At 41.4% G+C, this 23987-nt stretch carries 17 protein-coding genes; 13 read left to right on the forward strand and 4 right to left on the reverse strand.

Annotated features, from left to right (window positions below):
- Nucleotides 1-99 precede the first annotated feature (99 nt).
- The 11 genes from AAGA51_RS07430 to rmf all read left to right on the forward strand — a co-directional run bounded on the left by AAGA51_RS07430 (nucleotide 100) and on the right by rmf (nucleotide 17431).
- Nucleotides 100-774, forward strand: a complete 675-nt coding sequence (locus tag AAGA51_RS07430) for a hypothetical protein (RefSeq protein ID WP_042482457.1) — start codon at nucleotides 100-102, stop codon at nucleotides 772-774.
- A 155-nt stretch (nucleotides 775-929) separates the two neighbouring features.
- On the forward strand, nucleotides 930-3536 hold the full coding sequence (gene pepN, locus AAGA51_RS07435; RefSeq protein ID WP_042482454.1) for an aminopeptidase N: 2607 nt from the start codon (nucleotides 930-932) through the stop codon (nucleotides 3534-3536).
- A gap of 75 nt (nucleotides 3537-3611) precedes the next feature.
- Entirely contained in the window at nucleotides 3612-3830 is a 219-nt protein-coding gene (locus AAGA51_RS07440) for a DUF2835 domain-containing protein (protein ID WP_081878676.1), read from the forward strand.
- A gap of 185 nt (nucleotides 3831-4015) precedes the next feature.
- Nucleotides 4016-8854: an NAD-glutamate dehydrogenase gene (locus AAGA51_RS07445; protein ID WP_042482452.1), complete on the forward strand. Its 4839-nt coding sequence runs from the start codon at nucleotides 4016-4018 to the stop codon at nucleotides 8852-8854.
- Nucleotides 8855-8927: 73 nt separating this feature from the next.
- Nucleotides 8928-9938 (forward strand): quinone-dependent dihydroorotate dehydrogenase, encoded by a 1011-nt coding sequence (pyrD, locus tag AAGA51_RS07450; protein ID WP_042482448.1) that lies wholly within the window; start codon nucleotides 8928-8930, stop codon nucleotides 9936-9938.
- A gap of 180 nt (nucleotides 9939-10118) precedes the next feature.
- Nucleotides 10119-10661: a cell division protein ZapC gene (locus AAGA51_RS07455; RefSeq protein WP_042482445.1), complete on the forward strand. Its 543-nt coding sequence runs from the start codon at nucleotides 10119-10121 to the stop codon at nucleotides 10659-10661.
- A gap of 459 nt (nucleotides 10662-11120) precedes the next feature.
- Nucleotides 11121-13247, forward strand: coding sequence for a bifunctional 23S rRNA (guanine(2069)-N(7))-methyltransferase RlmK/23S rRNA (guanine(2445)-N(2))-methyltransferase RlmL (gene rlmKL / locus AAGA51_RS07460; protein ID WP_042482443.1), 2127 nt, complete (start codon nucleotides 11121-11123; stop codon nucleotides 13245-13247).
- A 24-nt stretch (nucleotides 13248-13271) separates the two neighbouring features.
- On the forward strand, nucleotides 13272-13514 hold the full coding sequence (locus tag AAGA51_RS07465) for a glutaredoxin family protein (RefSeq protein ID WP_081878675.1): 243 nt from the start codon (nucleotides 13272-13274) through the stop codon (nucleotides 13512-13514).
- Entirely contained in the window at nucleotides 13492-15408 is a 1917-nt protein-coding gene (locus AAGA51_RS07470) for an ABC transporter ATP-binding protein (RefSeq protein WP_042482438.1), read from the forward strand. The genes AAGA51_RS07465 and AAGA51_RS07470 overlap by 23 nt, the downstream gene beginning before the upstream one ends.
- Before the next feature lie 8 nt (nucleotides 15409-15416).
- The gene (locus AAGA51_RS07475; protein ID WP_042482787.1) at nucleotides 15417-17093 is read left to right on the forward strand and encodes a DUF3466 family protein; all 1677 of its coding nucleotides are present in this window, start codon (nucleotides 15417-15419) and stop codon (nucleotides 17091-17093) included.
- A 164-nt stretch (nucleotides 17094-17257) separates the two neighbouring features.
- Complete coding sequence (gene rmf / locus AAGA51_RS07480) at nucleotides 17258-17431, forward strand: ribosome modulation factor (RefSeq protein ID WP_042482436.1); 174 nt, start codon at nucleotides 17258-17260, stop codon at nucleotides 17429-17431.
- Nucleotides 17432-17561: 130 nt separating this feature from the next.
- On the opposite strand, the gene fabA is transcribed toward rmf, so the two are convergent.
- Nucleotides 17562-18080: a bifunctional 3-hydroxydecanoyl-ACP dehydratase/trans-2-decenoyl-ACP isomerase gene (fabA, locus tag AAGA51_RS07485; protein ID WP_042482432.1), complete on the reverse strand. Its 519-nt coding sequence runs from the start codon at nucleotides 18078-18080 to the stop codon at nucleotides 17562-17564.
- 71 nt (nucleotides 18081-18151) lie between these two features.
- Nucleotides 18152-19795, reverse strand: coding sequence for a S16 family serine protease (locus AAGA51_RS07490; protein ID WP_042482784.1), 1644 nt, complete (start codon nucleotides 19793-19795; stop codon nucleotides 18152-18154).
- A gap of 166 nt (nucleotides 19796-19961) precedes the next feature.
- On the opposite strand from AAGA51_RS07490, the gene matP reads away from it, so the two are divergent.
- Nucleotides 19962-20411, forward strand: a complete 450-nt coding sequence (gene matP, locus AAGA51_RS07495) for a macrodomain Ter protein MatP (protein WP_042482429.1) — start codon at nucleotides 19962-19964, stop codon at nucleotides 20409-20411.
- A gap of 10 nt (nucleotides 20412-20421) precedes the next feature.
- Entirely contained in the window at nucleotides 20422-20739 is a 318-nt protein-coding gene (locus AAGA51_RS07500) for a DUF3634 family protein (protein WP_042482425.1), read from the forward strand.
- A 225-nt stretch (nucleotides 20740-20964) separates the two neighbouring features.
- Here the strand turns inward: AAGA51_RS07500 and AAGA51_RS07505 are convergent, their stop codons facing one another.
- Together AAGA51_RS07505 and AAGA51_RS07510 are read right to left on the reverse strand one after the other, a co-directional pair.
- Entirely contained in the window at nucleotides 20965-22680 is a 1716-nt protein-coding gene (locus tag AAGA51_RS07505; protein ID WP_042482421.1) for a response regulator, read from the reverse strand.
- Nucleotides 22677-23876, reverse strand: a complete 1200-nt coding sequence (locus AAGA51_RS07510; RefSeq protein WP_081878674.1) for an FIST signal transduction protein — start codon at nucleotides 23874-23876, stop codon at nucleotides 22677-22679. Before AAGA51_RS07510 ends, AAGA51_RS07505 begins: the two co-directional genes overlap by 4 nt.
- Nucleotides 23877-23987: the final 111 nt, after the last annotated feature.

A 23987-nucleotide genomic window follows, 5' to 3' on the forward strand; every position in this document is an offset into this window, starting at 1 on the left:
ATGCCTAAAATCCATATGCAACTAAATGTGATGTGTATCAAATAATTTAGCGAAATCTAACATGCGATCCTAAGCTTAAGAAAAGTGAGGGAGATCGCTATGAAATGGATAACCGTTATTTTTGCCTGTATTGCTTTGACGATAACAGGCCAGTCCTTTGGTTCAATGAATGGGCCGATTAAAGATTTAACGCAGTTTGATCAGCCGTTTCTTCTTGGCGATTGGTATTTGTTGAATCCAGCCCCAGAGGAATCAGAGGAAAACTTCCTCGCCATCAAGCTGAACTTTGAGTCCGACTATACCTTCAGCATTGATATTCAGAAGAAGGATTACAGTGTCGACCACTGGGAAGGTATGTATACAGCAAACAGTGATACGCTCATTCTAGGATTAAATAGCGATGATCCTCAGGTTTATGAATATCAAAGTAACCACAATTTGCTGTTTTTAAATGGTGTAACGTTTACCAAAGCTTTACCCAACGCTTTAGCAGGAATGTGGTCTAGCACTTCACTGTCCGGTCGGGATTTGTATGCCGATAAACTCACGGAAGTGTTACTCATCCTTCAGCCGGATTTTGTGTTTCTGTTTAAAGCCAGTGGTAGTGATGGAAACGAAACGACCCATCAAGGTGTGTATTACATGGAAGGGGATCACCTTGTTTTGCTGTATGAAGACGGCGAACAAGATACTCGCTATACGCTACAGCAGGACCAGTTAACTCTGGATATGGAAGGCGGCTCTATGTATGCGGTTTTAAATCGAATTCGTTGACGGCGACAATCGAATGTTTATTAACCAATTGAATTCTATTTATAAGAGATAGCCAGTGATGGGTATCTCTTTTTTTCTTTTAGGGGTTGTTATTGGCAATAACAAGCCTAAGATCTGTAATTGTCACATATCATTATGTCAAAAGGATTCCGGCAATGGCTCACACTCCTCAAGCCAAATATCGTAAAGATTATACTCAACCATCCCATACCATTTCTCAAATCGAACTGACTTTCGATCTGTATGATACAGAGACGACGGTAACTGCTGTTTCACAAATTAAACAAATGAAGGACAGTACAATCTTAGTTTTGGATGGTGAAGATCTTAAGTTACAAGCGCTGAAAGTAAATGGCGTTGATTGGAACGAATACACTGAACTGGAAGCTGGTTTAGAAATTCGTCAGCTACCGGCGGAGTTTGAGTTAACGGTTGTTACTTTGATCAACCCAGAGGCAAACACTGCATTAGAAGGTTTGTATAAATCCGGTGGTGCGTTCTGCACGCAATGTGAAGCTGAAGGTTTCCGCAGAATTACTTACTATTTAGATCGCCCGGATGTTTTAGCGAAATACACCACAACGGTCATTGCAGATAAAGCTCAATATCCATACCTGCTAAGTAACGGTAACAAAGTTGAACAAGGCGAAGTAGACAATGGTCGCCATTGGGTGAAATGGCAAGATCCGCATCCAAAACCCGCTTACTTATTCGCTTTAGTAGCGGGCGATTTTGATGTTCTGCACGATAAGTTTGTTACTCAGTCTGGCCGCAACGTAGATTTAGAAATATTCGTTGATAAAGGCAACCTAGACAGAGCGCACCACGCGATGGTTTCTTTGATTAACTCAATGAAGTGGGACGAAGAACGTTTTGGTCTTGAGTACGATTTAGATATCTACATGATCGTTGCGGTTGATTTCTTCAACATGGGCGCAATGGAAAACAAAGGGTTGAACATTTTCAACTCGAAGTTTGTATTGGCCAATGATCAAACGGCAACAGACACTGATTATCTTGGTATTGAAGCAGTGATTGGGCACGAATACTTCCATAACTGGACAGGTAACCGTGTTACTTGTCGTGACTGGTTCCAGTTAAGCTTGAAAGAAGGCTTAACGGTATTCCGCGATCAGGAATTCTCTTCAGATTTAGGTTCTCGTGCCGTGAACCGTATCAACAATGTTCGCATTATTCGTGGCCCTCAGTTTGCTGAAGATGCAAGCCCAATGTCGCACCCAATTCGCCCAGACAAAGTGATAGAAATGAATAACTTCTACACGTTGACTGTGTATGAAAAGGGCAGCGAAGTGATTCGAATGATGCATACTTTGCTTGGTGAGGAAGGTTTCCAAAAAGGTATGAAGTTATACTTTGAACGCCATGATGGTACAGCTGCAACGTGTGAAGATTTTGTCGCTGCGATGGAAGATGCATCCGGTGTTGATCTGAAGCAGTTCCGTTTATGGTACAGCCAGTCGGGTACACCAAAGGTATCCGTAAGCAGTGAATACAATGCTGAAGCAAAAACGTATGCGCTAACGGTTTGTCAGTCGACAGAACCAACGCACGATCAAAAAGAGAAGCAACCTCTGCATATTCCTTTTAACATTGAGCTTTATGCAAAAGATGGAAGTGTGATTCCTTTGCAAAGCAAAGGTAATCCTGTTGCGAATGTGCTGAATGTTACTCAAGCGGAGCAAACATTTGTATTTGAGAACGTGACAGAAAAACCAATCCCATCGTTACTGAGAGAGTTTTCTGCTCCGGTGAAGTTGGAATATGACTACTCAGATGAAGAGTTAGTATTCTTAATGTCCAATGCGACTAACGAATTTGCACGTTGGGATGCTGGTCAAATATTAATGGCTAAGTATATTCGTGACAATGTAACTCGCGAACAACAAGGACAAAAGGTTGAATTACCTGCTGTTGTTGTCGATGCATTCCGCGGTGTTTTATTGAGTGATTCTTTAGAACCTGCATTTGTTGCCGAGATGCTTTCACTACCGAGCCATAACGAAGTGTCTGGTTGGTACAAGTGTGTAGATGTTGATGCGATTGCCAATGTGCTTAAAGCATTCAAAGTTATTCTTGCGACTGAACTTGAAGATGAATTAGGTGCAACATATCAAACGCTAAAACAAAATGAATACACCATTAGCCATGAAGCCATTGGTAAACGCGCATTACGTAATATCTGTTTGTCCTACCTAGCGTACACTGAGCAAGGTAATGCTTTAGTGGAGAAACAATACAACCAAGCGAACAATATGACTGACACTATCGCAGCCATGAGTGCGGCGAACAGTACAGGGCTTGCATGTCGTGAAGCCCAAATGGCGGATTACAGCAATAAGTGGAAACATGACGGTTTAGTGATGGACAAGTGGTTTACTCTACAGGGTTGCAACCCGGCGAGTGATGCACTAGAAGTGATTAAGAAAACGATGAATCATGAAGCGTTCAGTTTGAAGAACCCAAACCGTACTCGTAATCTGATTGGTGCTTTCTTAAATAACAACCCGGTTAACTTCCATGCGAAGAGTGGTGAAGGCTATCGTTTTGCGGGCGAAATACTTCGCGAGCTCAACAGTAGTAACCCACAAGTGGCATCTCGTTTAATTGACCCTCTGCTTAAATTCCGTAAATACGATGAAGAGCGACAAGGATTAATTAGAAAAGAGCTTGAAGCGTTAAAAGCGATGGATAATTTAGCGAGAGATCTTTATGAAAAAGTCTCTAAAGCACTAGAAGATTAACAATAGGCAGTGGTGGCATTTCGATGCCACCTTTTTTATTTCTAAACCACAATTCATCGCTGCGGTGATTGGTCTATGAAGCATTACTATTTTTCACTCAACATTTCGTATCAAGCTTATTTGGCACATTATTCGGGAGCGGCAAGTTCCATTTTAGTTGCAACAGAGCAGGGATTGCGTTTGCAGTTGCCAGCATCAAGATTTCGGCCATTTCTTAGCCAAATTGGAGTAAAAGGTCGATTTAGATTGATAACTGACCAAAATAACAAGTTTATAAAGTTAGAAATGCTATGAAGAAAGTTATTACCAGATGTTTAAATAGGAATCTTAGTCACATTCTCAAACATTTGGCTGTGTGGAAATGTTAAAAATATTAACGTTTAGTTCCTAAAACTTTTACAATAAAACATGCATTACCAGCGGTAGGTTATATTCTTACTGCATCCCCTACAAAACATAATTCTAATCTGGAGTCGCCTATGACCGCGCGTGAGACTTTGATGCCGGTTCTACTTGAAAAAGTTTACCAACTGATTCAAGACAAACTTGAGCAAAAACAACAACCTTTGGTTACTCAACTCGCTCAACATTTATTTAGCAATGTATCGCAAGATGATTTAGCTGAACGAAATGAATCGGATTTATACGGTGCAGTTGTCAGCCTTTGGCATCATATCTGTGAGAAGAAGAGCGATGATTACTCTGTTCGAGTTTTCAATCCAACAGTAAGCCGACATGGTTGGGAGTCTACCCATACGATTGTCGAGATTGTTGTTCCTGATGGTCCTTTCCATGTTGACTCTATTAAGATGGCATTAAGCCGACTAGATTTAACTGCCCACCTAATGCTAAATGGTCCTACTCAAATTGATCGTGATGATAAAGGCGCAATCAAGAGCATCAATAACGGAGAAGGGCCTCTTCAGTCTTTATTCCATATTGAAGTCGATCGTTTGAGCAATAAAGCAGAGATGAAAACTCTTCAGGATGAACTGCTAGAAATTCTGCTTGATACCGCTCTGGTCGTTAAAGACTGGAAACCTATGGTAAATAAACTGGATCAAGTTATCAGTCAACTTGAAGCAAATGTTGATCGTCTTCCAGAATCTGATCGTTTTCAGGAGACCATGGCATTCTTACGTTGGTTAGGTGATCATAACTTTACCTTCATGGGCTACAAAGAATACGATCTTGTTGAGATTGAAGGCGACACCACACTAAGACCTACTGATGAAGCGGGGCTTGGTCTTTTCTCACAAAGTGATCGCGTTCGTTCAGTAAAACTATCTGAGTTTTCAGATTCAGCACGTCTAGAAGCGAAAAAAGCCTACTTATTAATTCTAACTAAAGGCAATAAGCAATCTCGTATCCATCGTCCGGCGTATACCGATTACATCGGAATTAAAAAGTTTGATGAAAACGGAAAAGTGGTCGGCGAGCACCGCTTTACAGGTTTGTACACATCAGCGGTATATAACCAAGCCGTACAAAGCATTCCTCTTATTCGCGAAAAAGTGGAACGTATACTCAGTGCTAGTCGCTACCGTGTTGGTTCATACGCTTATAAAGCGCTGCACAACATTCTAGAAAACTACCCACGCGATGAACTGCTTCAAGCGACCGAAGAAGAATTGTTAGAAGTCGGTATGGGTGTTGTACAAATGCAGGACCGAGATCTTCTACGTCTGTTTGTACGCAAAGACCCGTTTGGCCGTTTCTTTAGCTGTATGGTGTATGTAACAAAAGAGCGTTACAACACTGAGTTGCGTCGTCAGACTCAACGCATTTTTAAACAGTATTTTGGTTGTGAACAAGAAGTCGAGTTCACAACGTATTTCTCTGAAAGCCCACTTGCAAGAACTCATTACATCGTTCGTGTTGATAACAACAATATGGACGTGAATGTGAAGAAAATAGAGCAAAACTTAATGGAAGCATCAACAACTTGGGATGATCGTTTGTCTGAAGCGATCGTGGCGAACTGTGGCGAAAGCAAAGGTTTACCGCTTTCAAAACAATATCTTCATGCATTCCCTCGTTCATATAAAGAAGATGTAATGCCAGCTTCTGCGGTTGCAGATATTGAGCGCCTTGAAGCTCTCAATGAAGAAAACAAACTGGGCATGCTGTTCTACCGTCCGCAAGAAGAAACCAAAGATTCTAAAGCGGTACGCCTGAAATTGTATCACCGTGATGAACCTATCCATCTTTCTGATGTGATGCCAATGCTTGAAAACTTGGGCTTGCGCGTGATTGGTGAATCGCCATACGAAGTGATCAAGTCAAACGGTCAGGTTTATTGGATCCTAGATTTCTCAATGCTTCATAAGAGTGAAAACCAAGTTGATCTTCGTGAAGCTCGTGATCGTTTCCAACAAGCATTTGCGGCTATTTGGTATGGTGATCTGGAAAGCGACGGTTTCAACCGTTTAGTTCTAGGCGCTTCTTTAACAGGCAGAGAAGTCTCGATTCTTCGTGCTTACGCTCGTTATATGCGCCAAGTGGGTTTCCCATTCAGCCAACAATACATCGAAGATACATTAAGTCACTATCCTGATGTGGCGAAAGGCTTGGTGGATCTGTTTGTACGTCGTTTTGATCCTAAACATAAAGGCGCTCAAAAAGGTCAAACTGAACTGATTAACAAGATCACAGAACAGTTAGATCATGTAGAAAGTCTTGATGATGACCGTATCATTCGTCGCTACATGGAAATGATCCTAGCGACTTACCGCACCAACTACTACCAATTGGATGAAGATAAGCAACCAAAACCTTGGTTAGCATTAAAGATGAAGCCAAAAGAGATCCCAGAGATTCCGGCACCTGTGCCTGCTTTTGAAATCTTCGTTTACGCGCCAGATATTGAGGGTGTGCATCTACGTGGCGGCAAGGTAGCGCGTGGTGGCTTGCGTTGGTCTGACCGTCAAGAAGATTTCCGTACTGAAATCCTTGGTCTGGTAAAAGCACAACAAGTTAAGAACACAGTAATTGTACCTGTAGGTGCAAAAGGTGGCTTCGTTTGTAAGAAACAGTACCTTTACAACACTCGTGATGAAATTTTCGCTGAAGGTCAGCGTTGTTATAAACGCTTTATTCGTGCGCTATTAGACGTTACAGACAACATTGTAGAAGGCGATCTTGTTGCACCTGTGAGCGTAGTTCGCCACGATGAAGACGATCCATATTTGGTTGTTGCGGCAGATAAAGGTACTGCAACATTCTCTGACCTTGCTAACTCGGTTTCTGCGGAATACAACTTCTGGTTAGGTGATGCTTTCGCCTCTGGTGGTTCGAATGGTTATGACCACAAAGCGATGGGTATTACCGCGAAAGGCGGCTGGGAATCAGTTAAACGTCATTTCCGCGAAATAGGTATTGATTGTCAAACCACAGACTTCACTGCAGTTGGTGTCGGTGATATGGCGGGTGACGTATTTGGTAACGGTATGCTGCTATCAAAACACATCCGTCTACAGTGTGCATTTAACCACTTACATATCTTTATTGATCCAACTCCAGATGCAGCAAGCAGTTGGGAAGAGCGTAATCGCTTGTTCAATCTTCCACGTTCTAGCTGGGAAGACTACAACCCTAAATTGATTTCAAAGGGAGGTGGTATTTTCTCACGGAAGGCAAAATCTATTACCTTAACGCCTGAAATTCAGAAGATGTTAGGGACTAAAAAAGGATCGGTTGCTCCAAATGAGCTGATTAAGATGATCCTTTGCATGGAAGTTGATCTGTTATGGAACGGCGGTATCGGTACTTACGTTAAATCTTCGCGTGAAACGCACACCGATGTGGGTGACCGTGCGAACGATGCATTGCGTATCGATGGCCGTGATCTCAACGCTAAGATTGTCGGTGAAGGCGGCAACTTAGGTATGACTCAGCTTGGACGTGTGGAATACGCACTGAAAGGCGGCCGAGTGAACACCGATTTCGTTGATAACGTTGGCGGTGTGGATTGCTCAGATAACGAAGTGAACATTAAGATCTTCTTGAACGGTCTGGTTGCAAATGGCGACATGACGATCAAGCAACGTAACCAAGTTCTTGAATCAATGGAAGACGAAGTCGGCGCGATCGTAATTGAAGATGCGTATGTTCAGTCAGAATCGATTTCTGTGACCGAGCAACAAGGTGTTGCTGTCGTTAAAGAACAGATTCGCTTTATTCACCAATTGGAGAAAGCAGGGCATTTGGATCGTGCATTGGAATATATTCCTGATGACGAAACACTGCTTGAGCGTGAAAAACTTGGTCAAGGTTTAACGCGCCCAGAGCTTTCTGTACTCGTCGCCTATGGCAAGATGGTGTTGAAAGACGAATTGGCTTGTGAAGAGATTGCGAATGACGAGTTCCATGCTCAGCAGCTAATGCAATACTTCCCAACTGAGTTACGTCGTAACTATTCACAACACATGCAGAACCATCCGCTACGTGCTGAAATTATTGCAACAGCGCTTGCGAATCAAATGGTTAACGAAATGGGTTGTAACTTCGTTACTCGTTTGCAGGAGGAAACAGGTTCAAACGCTGTCGATATTACTAATGCATACGCTGCTGCCCGTGAAATCTACAAGTTAGGTTCAGTGCTTGAAGAAGTCCGTAAGCTGGATAACAAAGCTGATGCATTAACGCAATACGAAGTGATGTTCCATGTTCGCCGTACTCTGCGCCGTCTATCTCGTTGGTTGTTACGTAATCGTCCGGGCAAACAATCAGTTCGTGATTTGATTGAGTTGTACAAAGCAGATGTAGAAGCTATCGCCAACAAACTTGATGATGTTCTTGTGGCTGAAGAAGTAGAAGAGCACAACGTTATGGCTAAGGCTTGGATCGATAAAGGTATCGAACCTAAACTGGCTAACTATGTGGCTCGTTTGTCTAGCTTACACTCAGTACTGGATATATCTACAGTGGCTAAGGAAAAACAGAAAACAGTTGAGCAAACAGCCAAACTGTACTTTAACCTTGGCGACCGCTTGTCTCTGCACTGGTTCTTGAAACAGATTAATAACCAAGCGACAGACAATAACTGGCAAGTATTGGCACGTGCAGCATTCAGAGAAGATCTGGATTGGCAGCAACGTCAACTAACCGCACAAGTGCTTAACTGTGAATGTGCAAGTGGTGAGTTGGACGTCATCAAAGCGCTGGATGAGTGGATGGAAGCAAATTCAGTCTCTTTACACCGTTGGGAAAATATCCTCAATGAGTTCAAAGTCGGTACAGTCCATGAGTTTGCGAAATTCTCTGTTGCATTAAGAGAATTGATGCTGCTCAACTTAAACTGCCAAGCGGTTGAATAAAGTTTGAATTGTTAGCCGAATAAGACAATAATTACGCCCCGTTTAATCGGGGCTTTTTTCTATCGGAGGCACAATGCTCTACCGCTTAGCCAGAACTGGCTTTTTCAAATTGGATGCTGAAAAGGCGCATGATCTTGCCATCCAAAACTTCAAACGTTTTACCGGCACTCCTCTTGATCTCTTCTATCGTCAACATCTCCCTAATCGACCAGTTGAATGTATGGGATTAACATTCAAAAACCCTGTTGGCCTTGCGGCTGGTCTTGATAAAAATGGCGAATGTATTGATGCATTTGGTGCTATGGGTTTCGGATTTGTAGAAGTAGGGACAGTAACTCCTCGTCCTCAATCCGGAAACGACAAACCACGTCTTTTCCGTATAATTCCAGCAGAAGGGATCATCAACCGTATGGGTTTTAATAACCTAGGCGTTGATAACCTAGTTGAGAATGTAAAGAAAGCCAATTACGACGGGATTATCGGTATCAATATCGGTAAAAATAAAGACACACCAATCGAAAAGGGTGCGGATGACTATTTGATCTGTATGGAGAAGGTTTATCAGTATGCTGGTTATATTGCTGTAAACATCTCATCGCCAAATACTCCTGGACTGCGCACTTTACAGTACGGTGAAGCACTCGATGAACTATTAGCAGCGCTGAAGGAAAAACAAGCTGAACTTGCTAGCAAGCATGATAAGTATGTTCCTTTAGCTCTTAAAATTGCACCAGATCTGAGTGATGACGAAATTAAGCAAATTTGTGCATCATTACTTAAGAACCAAATCGATGGTGTCATTGCAACTAACACTACTTTGGATCGTTCTTTGGTTGAAGGTATGAAGCACGGCAATGAAGCGGGTGGGCTAAGTGGTAAACCACTTCAATCTCGCAGCACTGAAGTGATCAAATGTTTATACCGTGAGCTAGGCGATCAAATTCCGATTATTGGTGTTGGTGGTATTGATTCATATGTTGCCGCTAAAGAAAAATTGTTGGCTGGTGCAAAACTTGTTCAAGTTTACAGCGGCTTCATTTACCAAGGACCAGGTTTGGTAGCGGACATAGTAAAAAACATCTAATTTGTCTTGCGGTGTATAGATTTACGCAAAAGTGACAAGGTAATGTAGAGAGGGAATGAGCAAATCATTTCCTCTTTTTTTTTGTTTTTCCTCTCTTAGAATGAACTTCAGTTAGTTGGCAAGGGTAATTAAGCGTTTTACCTAAATAGTCTGATAAAAAATATATAGAGAGTCAGGACAATGCTTAAACCGAGTGACAAATGGAATTGGTACTACTCAGATAGTGAAGGTTATCTGATGCTAGAACTGGGTGAGGATATGGTGTTTCGCACCAACCTTAGCAGCAATCTATTAGTAGATTGCGCTTTTGCATCTAATCAATTTACCGTTGATGACGCTTCCGACTATCAAACATATAAGGAGCGTATTGATTGCTTAAATCTCAGTGAGCCGCGCAAAGTAGAATTAGTTCTATATTGTGTAGCCGCTAAACGCTTCCATAAGCCAGTTCAACCTAAGAGCTGGTTCTTCGACTATCAAAGCAGTGGTTATTCTCCAGAAGAGGGTGAAGTTGTCAGCTTGGTTAACAGTAATGGCCAAGGCTATTTTATCGTCTTAGAAGTGGGCGACAGTGCAAGTCTTTGTGCACTCGTTGACCTTGAAGATTTTGCGTTAAACGGTTCAAAGCAATTGCGCTTTGGACAGGTTATTAAAGTCATGCATGATCGAATGGCTTCAGCAAATCAAATTTTGCTACCGCAGCCTATGGCGATGGTAGGTTAACTTTCCCTAGTATTTTCGTTCCTTTGTTTCATTTCCCATCGGCGTAAAGCCGATTTTTTTTGCCTCAAATTTGTCATCGACAGGTAGGGTAACATCCGTTACTGCTATCTCATTTTTGATTCTGACAAATTAATTACATTTATTTTCCTTCAAATGTGACATCCAAATCGCACAAATCTCACCCCCAACTCAACGAAAAATTCCTGTTTTAGCTAATTTTGTAACTAATTTACAGTGTAAAAATGCATCTGGTATAGTCCAATTCAAGGGTGAATAAATACTCACTATCGCTATGGGCCCTTAAATTATTAGCTTTAGCCTTAGTGATGATTTACCCGGCGGTTTTTTGGGTAATAGAAAGGATGTTTTGTGTTTTTATGGATTTGGGGTGTTTAGATTTGGGCAAGTTGTCCATTGTCAGTTATAATCTGACACCATTTTTATTAGCTAAAGAACAGTATGAATCAGTATCTAGCGGTAACCTCAAACGGTCTTGAGAACCTATTAGTAGAAGAATTAACAAAATTAGGGATTTCAGACGCCAAACCTGTACAAGCAGGGGTGAAATTCAAGGCGTCAAATGAGCAAATTTACCGTTGTTGTTTATGGAGCCGACTTGCTTCACGATTTGTACGTGTTATTACAGAATTCAATTGTCAAAATGATATGGACTTGTACCTTTCGGCAACGTCAGTGAATTGGGTCAATCATTTTCACAGCTCTAAAAAGTTTGTTGTTGACTTCAACGGTACAAACCGAGAGATCCGTAACAGTCAATACGGTGCAATGAAAGTTAAAGACGCCGTAGTTGATTGTTTTGAAAAGAAAAATCTCCCACGCCCTTCGATCAGTAAAGATCATGCAGATCTTCGCATTCATGTTCGTTTACATAATGATAAAGCGCTGCTGGGTATCGATATGGTTGGTGGTGGCTTACATGTCCGAGGTTACAGACCGGAATCTGGACGAGCGCCACTTCGAGAAACTTTGGCTGCAGCAATCATTCTACGTAGTGGTTGGGATGCCTCTAAGCCATTGCTAGACCCTATGTGTGGCTCGGGAACTCTATTGATTGAAGCTGCAATGATGGCTGCAAATATCGCACCTGGACTTAAGCGCGAGAAATGGGGCTTTGAGTCACTTGAAGATTTTGAACCAGAGCTATGGGCAGAGGTGAAATCTGAAGCGAGTGTTCAAGCAAAAAGGGGTGTCAATAAAACTGACACTAAGTTCTTTGGCCTAGATAATGATAGTCGTGTACTGAAAACAGCTAAAGATAACGCTAGACGAGCTGGTGTAGAAAACTTGATTCAATTCGAGCTTGGTGATGCTTCTCTGCTTAAGAAGCCACAAGGCTTTGAGAATGGCGTCATTGTATGTAACCCGCCGTATGGTGAACGTTTGGGAACTCATCCTGGTTTGATTGCGCTTTACACTGCATTTGGTGCTCAGTTGAAATCAGAGTTTGGTGGTTGTCAGGCATCTATCTTCTCTAGTTCAGATGAACTGCTAAGTTGTTTGCGTATGCGTGCTGAGAAACAATACAAGTTGAATAACGGTGCGTTACCTTGTCACCAAAAGAACTACTCAATTTCAGCTCGTGAACGTTCTGAAGATGAGCAGCAGTCACAATCAACACAAATTGCTCCAGATTTCTCAAATCGATTGAAGAAGAACATTGGCAAGATTGGTAAATGGGCGAAACGAGAAGGTTTAGACTGTTACCGTATCTATGATGCCGATCTTCCTGAATACAACGTAGCGATTGACGTTTATCAAGACCAGCTTGTTATCCAAGAGTACGCAGCGCCTAAAAATATTCCAGAAGAGAAGGCGAAACGCCGTCTTACTGACATCATTCGAGCGGCGATTCAGGTGACGGGAACAAACGCAAACAATGTGGTTCTAAAAGTTCGCGAGAAACAAAAAGGCACGTCCCAATATCAGAAGTTTGGTCAGCAGTCTCAAACGATGGAAGTCAGCGAGTATGGTGTAAAACTTATCGTTAACTTACACGACTACTTGGATACAGGTCTTTTCTTAGATCACAAAATCACTCGTCGTAAATTGGGTGAGATGGCTCAAGGTAAAGACTTCTTGAACTTATTTGCCTACACAGGTTCAGGCACCGTTCACGCGGCTTGCGGTGGTGCAAAATCAACTACTACGGTTGATATGTCGAATACCTATCTTGAATGGGCTAAAGACAACATGAAGCTAAATGGTCAAGTAGGGCGTCAACATCAGTTTATCCAAGCGGATTGCCTTCAGTGGCTGGATCAGGCTTCGGGTCAGTATGATCTAATCTTTATCGATCCACCGACGTTCTCCAACTCGAAACGCATGGAACAGTCTTTTGATGTTCAAAGAGATCATATTCAGTTAATGAAGAACCTCAAGCGTATTCTACGCCCAGATGGCACCATCGTTTTCTCGAACAACAAGCGTCATTTTAAGATGGATATGGAAGAACTCAGTAACTTGGGCTTGGAAGCGAAAAATATTTCAGCACAAACGCTTCCGCTCGATTTTGAGCGCAATAAGCATATCCATAACTGTTGGATTGTTACTCATAAGCAACTCTAGGGAATAATTAATAGGGAAGGTTGAGTGATCACTTTATATAGTACAGAGGGCTGTCATCTATGCGAGATGGCCTTCGCTTTACTAAATCAAGCAAATGTCTCTTCTCAAGTTGAAGTGATTGACATTGCATTCGACGATGAACTGTTTTCTCGTTACGGGGTAACTATACCCGTTGTCTCATATCAAGGTTCAGAGCTTAACTGGCCTTTTGATTTTTCAGAATTAACTCAGTGGTTAGAAAATAATGGCATTAATTACCATTCATAACGGTTTACTGGCTCTCGGTGATCACCCTTTACTCGATCACGCAGATTTTGCATTACAAGAAAACGAGCGAGTGTGTTTGGTTGGACGAAACGGCGCTGGTAAGTCGACGTTAATGAAAATCATCGCAGGCGAAATCCTGTTGGATGATGGCAAAATGCAAGTGATGCAAGATGTTGTTGTCTCTCGTTTAGAGCAAGACCCTCCTCGTAATCAGGAAGGAACGGTTTTTGATTATGTTGCTGGTGGACTACAAGAAGTCGGTGAGCAATTAAGGATCTATAACGATCTGCTCGATCTCGTTGCCGTTGACCCATCTGAGTCCAATATTAAAAAGCTTTCTAACGTGCAAGAGCAGTTGGAACACGCAGGCGCTTGGCGTTTCGAAGACAGAATTCAGAACGTTTTGGGCTCTTTGAAGCTTGATGGTCATACAAAACTTACCGATTTATCTGGTGGTTGGCAGCGTAAAGCTGCGTTGGCTCGTGCGTTGGTGTGTGAACCGGATGTATTGCTTCTTGATGAGCCTACCAACCACCTAGACGTTACAACGATTGAATGGTTGGAAGGATTCTTAAAGGACTTCCGTGGCTCAATTATCTTTATTTCTCACGACCGTTCATTCATTAAATCTATGGCGACTCGCATTGTAGACTTAGATCGTGGTCAATTGAACTCTTTCCCAGGCGACTATGAAAATTATCTCAATGAGAAAGAAGAGTTACTGCGAGTAGAAGAGCTGCAAAACGCTGAATTTGACAAGAAATTGGCTCAAGAAGAGGTTTGGATTCGTCAGGGTATTAAGGCTCGTCGTACGCGCAACGAAGGTCGAGTAAGGGCGTTGAAAAAGCTTCGTGAGGAGCGTAGTGAAAGACGTGAAGTGCAGGGTAAAGTTAACCTGCAAATCGATGATGCTGCTCGTTCAGGAAAGATTGTATTTGAAGCAGAAAAATTAAGTTATGCCATTGATGGCAAACGCCTCGTTGATAACTTTAGCTTCAATATTATGCGCGGCGATCGCATTGCACTGATTGGTCCGAATGGTTGTGGTAAGAGTACACTGCTGAAGCTTCTTTTGGGTCAGTTGGAGGCGGACAGTGGCCGTTTGCACTGTGGTACGAAGCTGGAAGTGGCCTATTTTGATCAATATCGTGAAGTTTTAGACCCTGAAAAAACGGTGTTAGACAACCTTGCTGATGGTAAACAAGAAGTGACTGTAGGTGGTCGTCAACGTCACGCATTGAGCTATCTTCAAGATTTCTTATTCGCTCCTAAACGCGCAAGAACACCAGTAAAAGCGCTGTCAGGCGGCGAGAAAAACAGACTTCTGCTCGCTCGTTTGTTCCTAAGATCCAACAATTTATTGGTTCTAGATGAACCAACCAACGATTTAGATATCGAAACTTTGGAACTTTTGGAAGATTTGCTTGCCAATTATCAAGGTACTTTATTGTTAGTCAGCCACGACCGTGAGTTTGTAGACAATACAGTGGCGACGAGTTGGATTTTTGAAGGTAACGGGAAAATAGAAGAGTTTGTCGGTGGCTATCACGATGCTCAGCAACAGCGCTCTCAAGTACTGCAATCACGTAGTGTCGAAAACGCCGTCAAACAAGAAAAATCGGTTGAGCCAGCTCCCAAATCGGAGCCTGCGAAGCCTAAGTCTAAGAAGTTATCTTATAAACTGCAGCGTGAATTAGAAACTCTGCCGCAACAACTCGAAGAATTAGAAGCTGAAATAGAATCAATGCAAGAGCAAGTCAACGATGCAGATTTCTTTAGTCAGTCTGTAGATGTGACACAACCAATTTTAGACAAGTTAACTGCTAAAGAGCAGGAGCTTGAAATTGCATTTGAGCGTTGGGAAGAGCTCGAAGCAATGCAACAGGATAGTTAATGGATTTTATGAATAGAAAATTGTTTAAGCTGAGCCTTGTGAGCTCAGCTATTCTTGCTACCACACAGGTGTCTGCTGCGCTTTATAACGTTGTAGAAATAACGCCAAATACGTCATTTAGCTATAAGAGCTCTTACGGTGTAGCAATTGAACCAGCAGCAACAACAGGCGCAAGTGACAACTGTTTTGAATCAGGTGCGGCTATTTCTGGCTCATGTAGTTCTTTTAAACTCGCTGGAGAGACACGAGTTAACGTTATGAACTCAGGTGAAGCAGTTGATGGTTTGAGTTATCGTGAAGAAGCGCCATTTGGCATGGATAACCAGTTCGCCTACATTCAGTCCTTTAGTGACTTTGAAAACTATTGTGAAGCACAACTTGGTTTTTCTACCTGCAGTGCTTGGGCTAGTCCACGTTGGAATATTTGGTCAAACGAAAACTCAAATAGTGAGCCTAATTCTATTGCTTTTATTGGGGCATCAACAACCGGTATTTCTCTGGATGAAGGCAACAACTTAGTTATAAACAGCATATCTCCAGCAGGAGATGCTGTAGGTATTTCTTCTGGACTAAAGAATGTCTCAGGCTTTAGACGTGGCTCTGTATCTTCATGGATAGAAAACTCTGCCATCGGACCTACTGGTGTACTGCAATCCCGAGCTTGGGCGCGTGATGACACTTATACAGTAGGTAGCGTTGCGGATAGTGAAGCTAATGATAATGGTACATTTTATACATCCAAAGCTGCTATTTGGTTAAATAGCTCGAGCACACCAGTTCAGATCGCATGGGAAGCCGGAGTGAATTCAAGAGTTTCTAACCGCCTAGCTCAAGGTAGTATGAGAGACTTTGTGATTAGTGGTACAACTATATATGGTGTTGGTTTTAATACCTATGACTCTTCAAATAATTATATGAACGCTACTGTATTCGTATCCGATACGACGGATATATCAACTTGGAGTTCTAAAGTTGTCTCGAATGCTAGAGCGGTAGTGAATTCAGAAAAGATTCATAGTAACTCTGTTTTAACATCTATAAACAAAAATTTAGTTGCTATTGGAAACGCCAAGAGAGATGGATCTGCACCATATAAAGGTGCTGCTCCTAACCGCTTATTCATCGTTCCAAATGTATCTCAAACTTCTCTATCCGCTACATTCCCATCAGGAGGTATTTTGTTTGAGGGAGCAGGAGGTAAAGCTGGTGCTATTAATAATTACAATGAAATTGTTGGGCAAATAGATTTTGATAGTACACGAGAGATCGATGGTAAAACTCGTAGAAAAAGAGGTTTTATTTATCCTTACAATGCTGCGGGAAGTGACATCACTCGTATGGCTAGATTTGCAAACAAAGCTTGGTATTTAGATGATTTAACTAATGATGGTTCATTGTCAGGCAATAACCAATATCGCGTTGTGGATGCTACAGATATCAATGATGCAGGCGTGATTTCTGGTACAGCGCTGAAGTGTAGTGGTGGATACAGTACTACTTCTCACAACGCTTCTTGTAGTGGAACTGAAACTGTTGTGGCAGTCAAACTTGTACCGATTGCTGGAGCCACTTCAAGTAACATTAGCCAGCGATCTACAGATACAACAACCTCTGAACGTTCGGGCGGTAGTTTAGGTTTGTGGAGTTTAATCCTACTGGCTTTAGGTTGGTTCCGTAGAAAATAGTCATTTTTTGTCAATAAAGGCACAAGCTCACAAAAATAAGCTTGTGCTTTTTTTTGACTTGAGAAAGGTCAGATTTTGCGCGATTCTTTAGGTGTGGTCATAAAAGATCCACACTAATGTAATAGTTGTAAGTAAGACACAAGTTACTGTATGAGGACTGCACTATGAAGAGACAAAAGCGTGATCGCCTTGAAAGAGCACAATCTCAAGGTTATAAAGCTGGTTTGAATGGACGATCTCCTGAGGAGTGTCCATACCAACAAAGTGATGCTCGTTCATATTGGCTAGGCGGTTGGCGTGACGCAAGAGATGATAAAAACTCTGGTCTCTATAAATAACCCCCACATACTAAAGGATCTTAAGCCCCGAAAGGGGCTTTTTAGTACCTAGTATTTATAACGCACTATAACTAAGTGTGTTTGATAAAATTAAAGCAGCTCGATAGCTGCTTTAATTAATAACTGAGAATTAAAACGCAGAAGTGTCTTGGAAGAGACCAACTTTCAAATCTTTAGCTACATAGATTTCTTTACCATCAACAAGCACGCGACCATCAGCAAGACCCATTACAAGCTTGCGATTTACTACACGCTTCATGTTGATTTCATAAGTCACTTTTTTCGCAGTTGGTAGAATCTGTCCAGTAAACTTAACTTCACCAACACCAAGAGCACGGCCTTTACCTTTACCGCCAACCCAGCCTAAGAAGAAACCTACAAGTTGCCACATTGCGTCTAGACCTAGACAGCCAGGCATTACCGGATCGCCAGGGAAGTGGCAATCAAAGAACCATAAATCTGGAGTGATATCTAACTCAGCAATAATAAGACCCTTACCAAATTCGCCTTCAGTTTCAGACATTTTGCTAATACGATCCATCATCAGCATGTTTGGTGCTGGTAACTGAGGGTAACCTGGGCCAAATAGCTCACCACGGCTAGAGGCTAATAGGTCTTCACGATTATATGAGTCACGTTTGTTTTGCATTATCAATTACTCCAATTTCTGATAGGGTGCATGTTAGTGAACACGCGTACGCCAGACAACTCCGATCAGTACTAAACAAACCAGTTTTTTATACGTTCCACAAACCCAACTGGCTGAACATGTTTTTCAAAATTTTCAATACGTTCTGCAATTCTGCTAATGACGCTATCTTCATCTTCACCTCGGAATGGTTTACCCATAACAAGAGGAACGACTTCATCGACATGCGACACTGGCCAAATATGAAACTCTCCATTCTTAATACTTTCGACTACAGATTTATGAAGAGCCAAATGTTTCAAATTACTTTGAGGAAGGATCACTCCTTGCTCGCCTGTAAATCCTTGGTGTTGGCAAACATGGTAGAAGCCTTCAATTTTTTCATTTAAACCACCAACAGCTTGCACTCGGCCAAATTGATCTACGGCTCCAGTAACGGCAATTTGCTGATTAATAGGGTATTCAGAAAGCGCACTAACTAATGAGCATAGTTCAGCTAGCGATGCACTGTCACCATCAACTTCACAATACGACTGCTCGAACACAACAGATGCTGAATAAGGAAGAGGGACGTCTAAGTCGAGTTCGCTGCTAACAAAAGCTTGCATAATCATCATACCTTTTGCGTGCAAGTTTCCGCCTAGTTCAACCTTACGCTCTACGTCAGCTATGTCACCATCACCGAAGTGAATAACACAGGAAATACGTGCAGGTTCACCATAAGACACCGGGTGGCCGGCTATATCTACAACGGTTAATCCATTGACTTGACCAACTTGTTCGCCCTGAGTCTCAATAAACACTTGTCCATCGAGGATATCGTCTAAAGCTCTTTCTGGTAGGTAAGATTCTCTGTAGTGACGTGCATCTATCGCTTTTTCTATATGAATAGCTTCAATTACATCACCATTCGCTTCTATTGCAGCTTCTTCCAAGAGAGCTCTATGCCACATAACGCAAAGAGGAGCATAGTGTTGATCTTCGGTATATCTAGCGCCGGCTGTCATTAAGCTTACAAGTGCTTCAATGTTTAGCAGAGGGAGTGCGTAGTAATCGCATAGCCATTTAACAAATGATAAATATTGAGTTATCGAATCTGAATCAATCTTTACATCTAGTTCTAGTTCACTGTAAATACACAGACCAGAGTGGATATCTGCATCTAGAAAATCAACATCACCAAGTTGACTTCTATCACCAACAACGATGAGTTTTACATCATATTGGCTGTACTGCGTTTCTTCGATGATAGATTTTGGATCACAGTTAAATGGAGGAACGGGTGTACCAAGAATGGCCGATTTCAAAGTAGGCCAGTGACGTGGATTGGCTAAAAGTAAGTTAGCGGAAACGATAAGATAGCCACCATCAGCTTGAGATATCAGGCCCTTAGATTTTGAGACAATATGACCATTTTCAGCTTTTACTTGTCCTAAAATTGCTTCCATATCAAGCGATTCAGTTGAAATAACTGGCTTGCCTTCAACCATGCTCTCTAATTTTTCTTTTAACAAAGAGCGATATATTGAGTTGTCAGGGGCATTAACAATCAAGAAACGGCTAAATCCTCTAATGTTTAGAAATCTGTCGATTGCTTTTGTTAACCTAGATTGAGTATCGATTAGCGAGATCGGCTGTAGGTTAGGGTACTGTTCGAGTTGAATTTGAAATTCATCGTACTGGGGAGTTGCAAGGCGCCAAATATCTTGAGTCATTGAATTACTGAATTGATTGTTAAGAGACAACGAATTATATAGAAAAACCACTAGTTCGAATAGCACACTTGATGAATGATCTTCCTCTAGTTTTTATCAGGATTAATTTGAACATAAAATCGGGTTGGGTTACGCTGTCACCCTGATTTTTAATGGATTGCCTCAAATGAAATATCAACAGCTTGAAAACCTAGAATGTGGTTGGAAATGGCAGTATTTGATTAAGAAGTGGAAAGATGGTGAATCAATTACTTGCCATCTCGATCGTAGTGAAGCGGATGCTGCCATACAGAAATTGAAATCGATTGAACATGAACCTACGTTGGTTCTGGAATGGATTGAAAAGAATATGGCACCTGAGCTTGATAATAAGCTGAAGCAAGCCATTCGGGCAAAACGTAAGCGTCACTTTAACGCAGAGCAAATCCATACACGTAAAAAGTCGATTGATCTTGATTACCAAGTCTGGGAAAAGCTTTCCACTAGAGCTAATGAATTGGGATGTACGTTGTCAGACGCAATTGAATATCTGCTTAGTGAAGCTTCTCGAAGCGAAAAAGCCAGTAAAGCTGTATCAAACTTAAAAGAAGATTTGAGTAAGTTGCTATCTAATTAGGAGTTAACTCATGCTGTACGTAATTTTAATCGCTGCTTTAATCATTTTCTGGCTTGTAGCTGTTGATAGGCCTGTACTTAAAGTTACTTTTAAAGATGGTACTTTAAGTAAAGTAAAAGGTCATTTTCCTCCAACTTTTAAACATAACGTCACTGAGATTGCGGAAGTAACGCCATTCAGCGGTGAAATGAAGGTATATCAGCAACGTACAGGCATGAAATTAGTATTTACAGAGCAAGTTCCTAAAAAAGTTCAACAGCGAATTCGCAACGTTTTTCCGCATCAGGGATTTAAGAGTTCTGGTGATAAAACCAAGAAGAGTCATTAAGTAAATGATTAAAAATCAATTCGATAAGGTGATAACACAGCACCTTATCTCAATAATATCCAAGTGCGCATTATATGTATTATGTTAAATATGGTTTTCTAGGTTCGAATAACATACCTGTATTGCACGGATAACTACTCTGTTCCCTCTGCATTTTACATAACTGGCATTTACCATAAAATACCTAATAACTACATTTATCATCTGTGATTAAAAATGTAGTTATTAGGCTGTAAACCTATCTACAACTGATGAGATTTCATTGATACGCATTGGTTTAAGCATAAAGTCATTCATGCCGGCTTTTAGGCATTCGTCTTTATCGTCATCCATTGTGTGTGCTGTTAGTGCAATGATCGGGACACTAAGACTCTTAGCGCGAATTTGTTTGGTTGCTTCAATTCCATCCATCACTGGCATTGAAATATCCATAAATATTAAATCGAATTGTTCGTCGTTTTTGATGAGCTCTACGGCTTGTTTGCCGTTATCTGCTAATGTCACGTTGTAACCTAGGCGGCTCAGCATCAACTGTATTACTATCTGATTGGTTTTCGTGTCTTCAACTACCAAAATGTTATAAGTTTTCTCTTGGTTCTTCTTAATTGCTGCGTTGGTAATTGTGCCCTTGGATACATCCATGCAACTATCTTTCAGAGGAATCGTTATTTCAAAGCAACTTCCTTTGTGTAATGTGCTGCTAACTGAAATTGTTCCTTTCATCAGTTCCACAAGATGTTTAGTTATGGTTAACCCTAGTCCTGTGCCGCCATAATTTCGAGTATGCGAGCTATCCGCTTGTATAAATGGTGAGAACAGTTGTTCAACTCTGTCGCTTTCTATTCCTATGCCCGTGTCGTTAACCTGTATATTCAATTTTCCACCGAGATCATAAAGTGACACTGTGACCATGCCTTTCTCAGTGAATTTAACGGCGTTACCAACAACATTAAACAGTATTTGAGTTAAACGAACGGGATCGACTAGATACTCAGTTGTAGGACAAAGTTTTACATCAACGCAAAATGTAATGCCTTTGTCTTCTGCAAGCTGACGGTGATATTCCAAGGCATGATTTAGTTTATGGTATAGATTTACTTTGTGACACTGTAGCTTAAAGTGACCAGATTCAATACGGCTCAGATCCAGTACATCGTTGATGATTACTAGCAGCAATTCTGCGGAATGCTCCATCTGTTCCAACAGATCCAGTTGATGAATGTTAGATGTATCTCTTAAAACATCAATTAAACCTAACACAGCATTAAGTGGCGTTCTTAATTCATGACTCATCATGGCTAAAAATTGAGATTTAGACTTGTTCGCCTGCTCTGCAAGTTGCTGTGCTACAACAAGTTCTTTGGTTTTTATATCAACAAGTCTTTGTAATTCTTCTTTATATTCGATATCGCTAATTGCTCGCTCTAGAAGCGGCCTAAATCGAAGTAGCGTTGTTTTCATATCTAGGCTGAATTGACCTTTTTTCTTCCCGAGCAATAACAGTACTGAATCTGATGTTTGAGTTCTAATTCCGGTAATGAGTGCCGACTCAATCTGTTTTTTGAGAAAGCTATTGAGATTTTTAAACTCATCGAGTTTGACGGGGTCAAAAAGTATGATGGATTCGCCATCAAGTACGCGCTGAAATTTGGTTCCGTTTAACCAGTTCTTTCCTGTGAACGCAATATTGGACGTAAGAAATGTGGAGTAGCTTGCGTTGTCCTTGCCTTTGGATATTACGATGAAATCATTGAACTTAATGTATCGACTGAGCACTTTCTTCAATTCATCGAAGATTTGATATTTGTTATCCGCTCGGCTAAGTGCAGACAAAGCCGCTAGGATGACTTGGTTTTCTTCGGTTATTAGGCGTTCCCGCTCTCTGCTACGTTCTAACTCAAGCAACGTTTCGTTGAAATGTTCAATATATTGCTGCTTCATAGATAGTGCTCTGACTCATAAAAGATTGCAGATGAAATCATTAAATTGCCGTGGGCATTTTCTCCGCCGACAAGTTTCCCTTGTTCACCAAAGGTGAAAGGACAGATGAAAGGACAACCATTCATTTGAGAGTTAATTTTCTCATATACTTCCCTCATTTGTTTCCCTAGATGCAACATAGAACCTGCGCAAAAAATGATGATGCCACCAACCATCTCTGTCTCATTGTAGTTCTTTATATTGGCATCTTTTACAAATCTTGACGCTCTTTCTATCAAATGCCCTTTTGAACCAGTCATTAAGGTTATGGTCTCTCCTACTTTGCTTTCCGAAAACATTTCTAGCGCATCTTCTTCAGTGATACGAATCGGATGTGACAATTTAAAATATGGTTGCTTGTCTATATGACCAACAACATTTCCGATAGGAAACTCAGAGATATAATCAAACAAGTATTCATCTAATATCGATAACCCTGAACACTCGCTCAACCACTGTTGATAAACCTGTTTTGCCGGCATTCTATCAATAGCATAAATATAGCGCCCACAAGCGTTAGTGACTCTTCCTGAGTACTCTGTAGGTGAATATCCAACGCTCAAGCCTGTGGCGATGGGTATGGAAAGAAAGCCAACGAGTATAGTTAAAGCTTCAGATGAAACGTTATGTTCATTCGAGACTGACCAGTTTCCGACGATATTGTTGTCGGCGGCTGTTCCTCCAATAATAGGTACTTGAGTTCCGAATTGAGCGTCAATCGCTTCTATAATACGTTCTTCATTACCAGGAGTTGAGTGGAGAACGATAAAGTCTGGAACTTCACCGACTCTGTTAGCTTTTAAAAGAGCTTCATTAATAGCGGAGCCAACTATTTCGTCGTATTGAGTACAATCTTTAAGGCTGGTATAAGCGGTACCGTAGGCACTGCTCTTTGAATCATCGTAAATTGCCATGACACCAATAACGGTGCCACTGTGTATCCCCGCGTCTGTCATTAGACCATTACAGGAAGAGCAACCAATAATCGGAATATCTGGAAAGTAACAAGAAAAAAAGCTGGATAGGTTTTGGTTACTATAAACTTCGGTGTAGTAACAAACTATTGCACTGATGCCAGTCAGGTTGATAGCAGACCGGATCTCTTTGATGGCGTTATTAGCATCTGGATTATTTGAAATAGCCGTTTTAAGTCGCATTTACGAGTTACTTATGTGTACACAGTCCGATTTAATTTATACCCCATAATAATTTAGATATGTACGGCGCTCTCCTCTCTATGTCACATAAGTCTTATAAATTGAACGATG

It is taken from the genome of Vibrio diazotrophicus, assembly GCF_038452265.1.
GTDB classification, from domain to species: Bacteria; Pseudomonadota; Gammaproteobacteria; order Enterobacterales; family Vibrionaceae; genus Vibrio; species Vibrio diazotrophicus.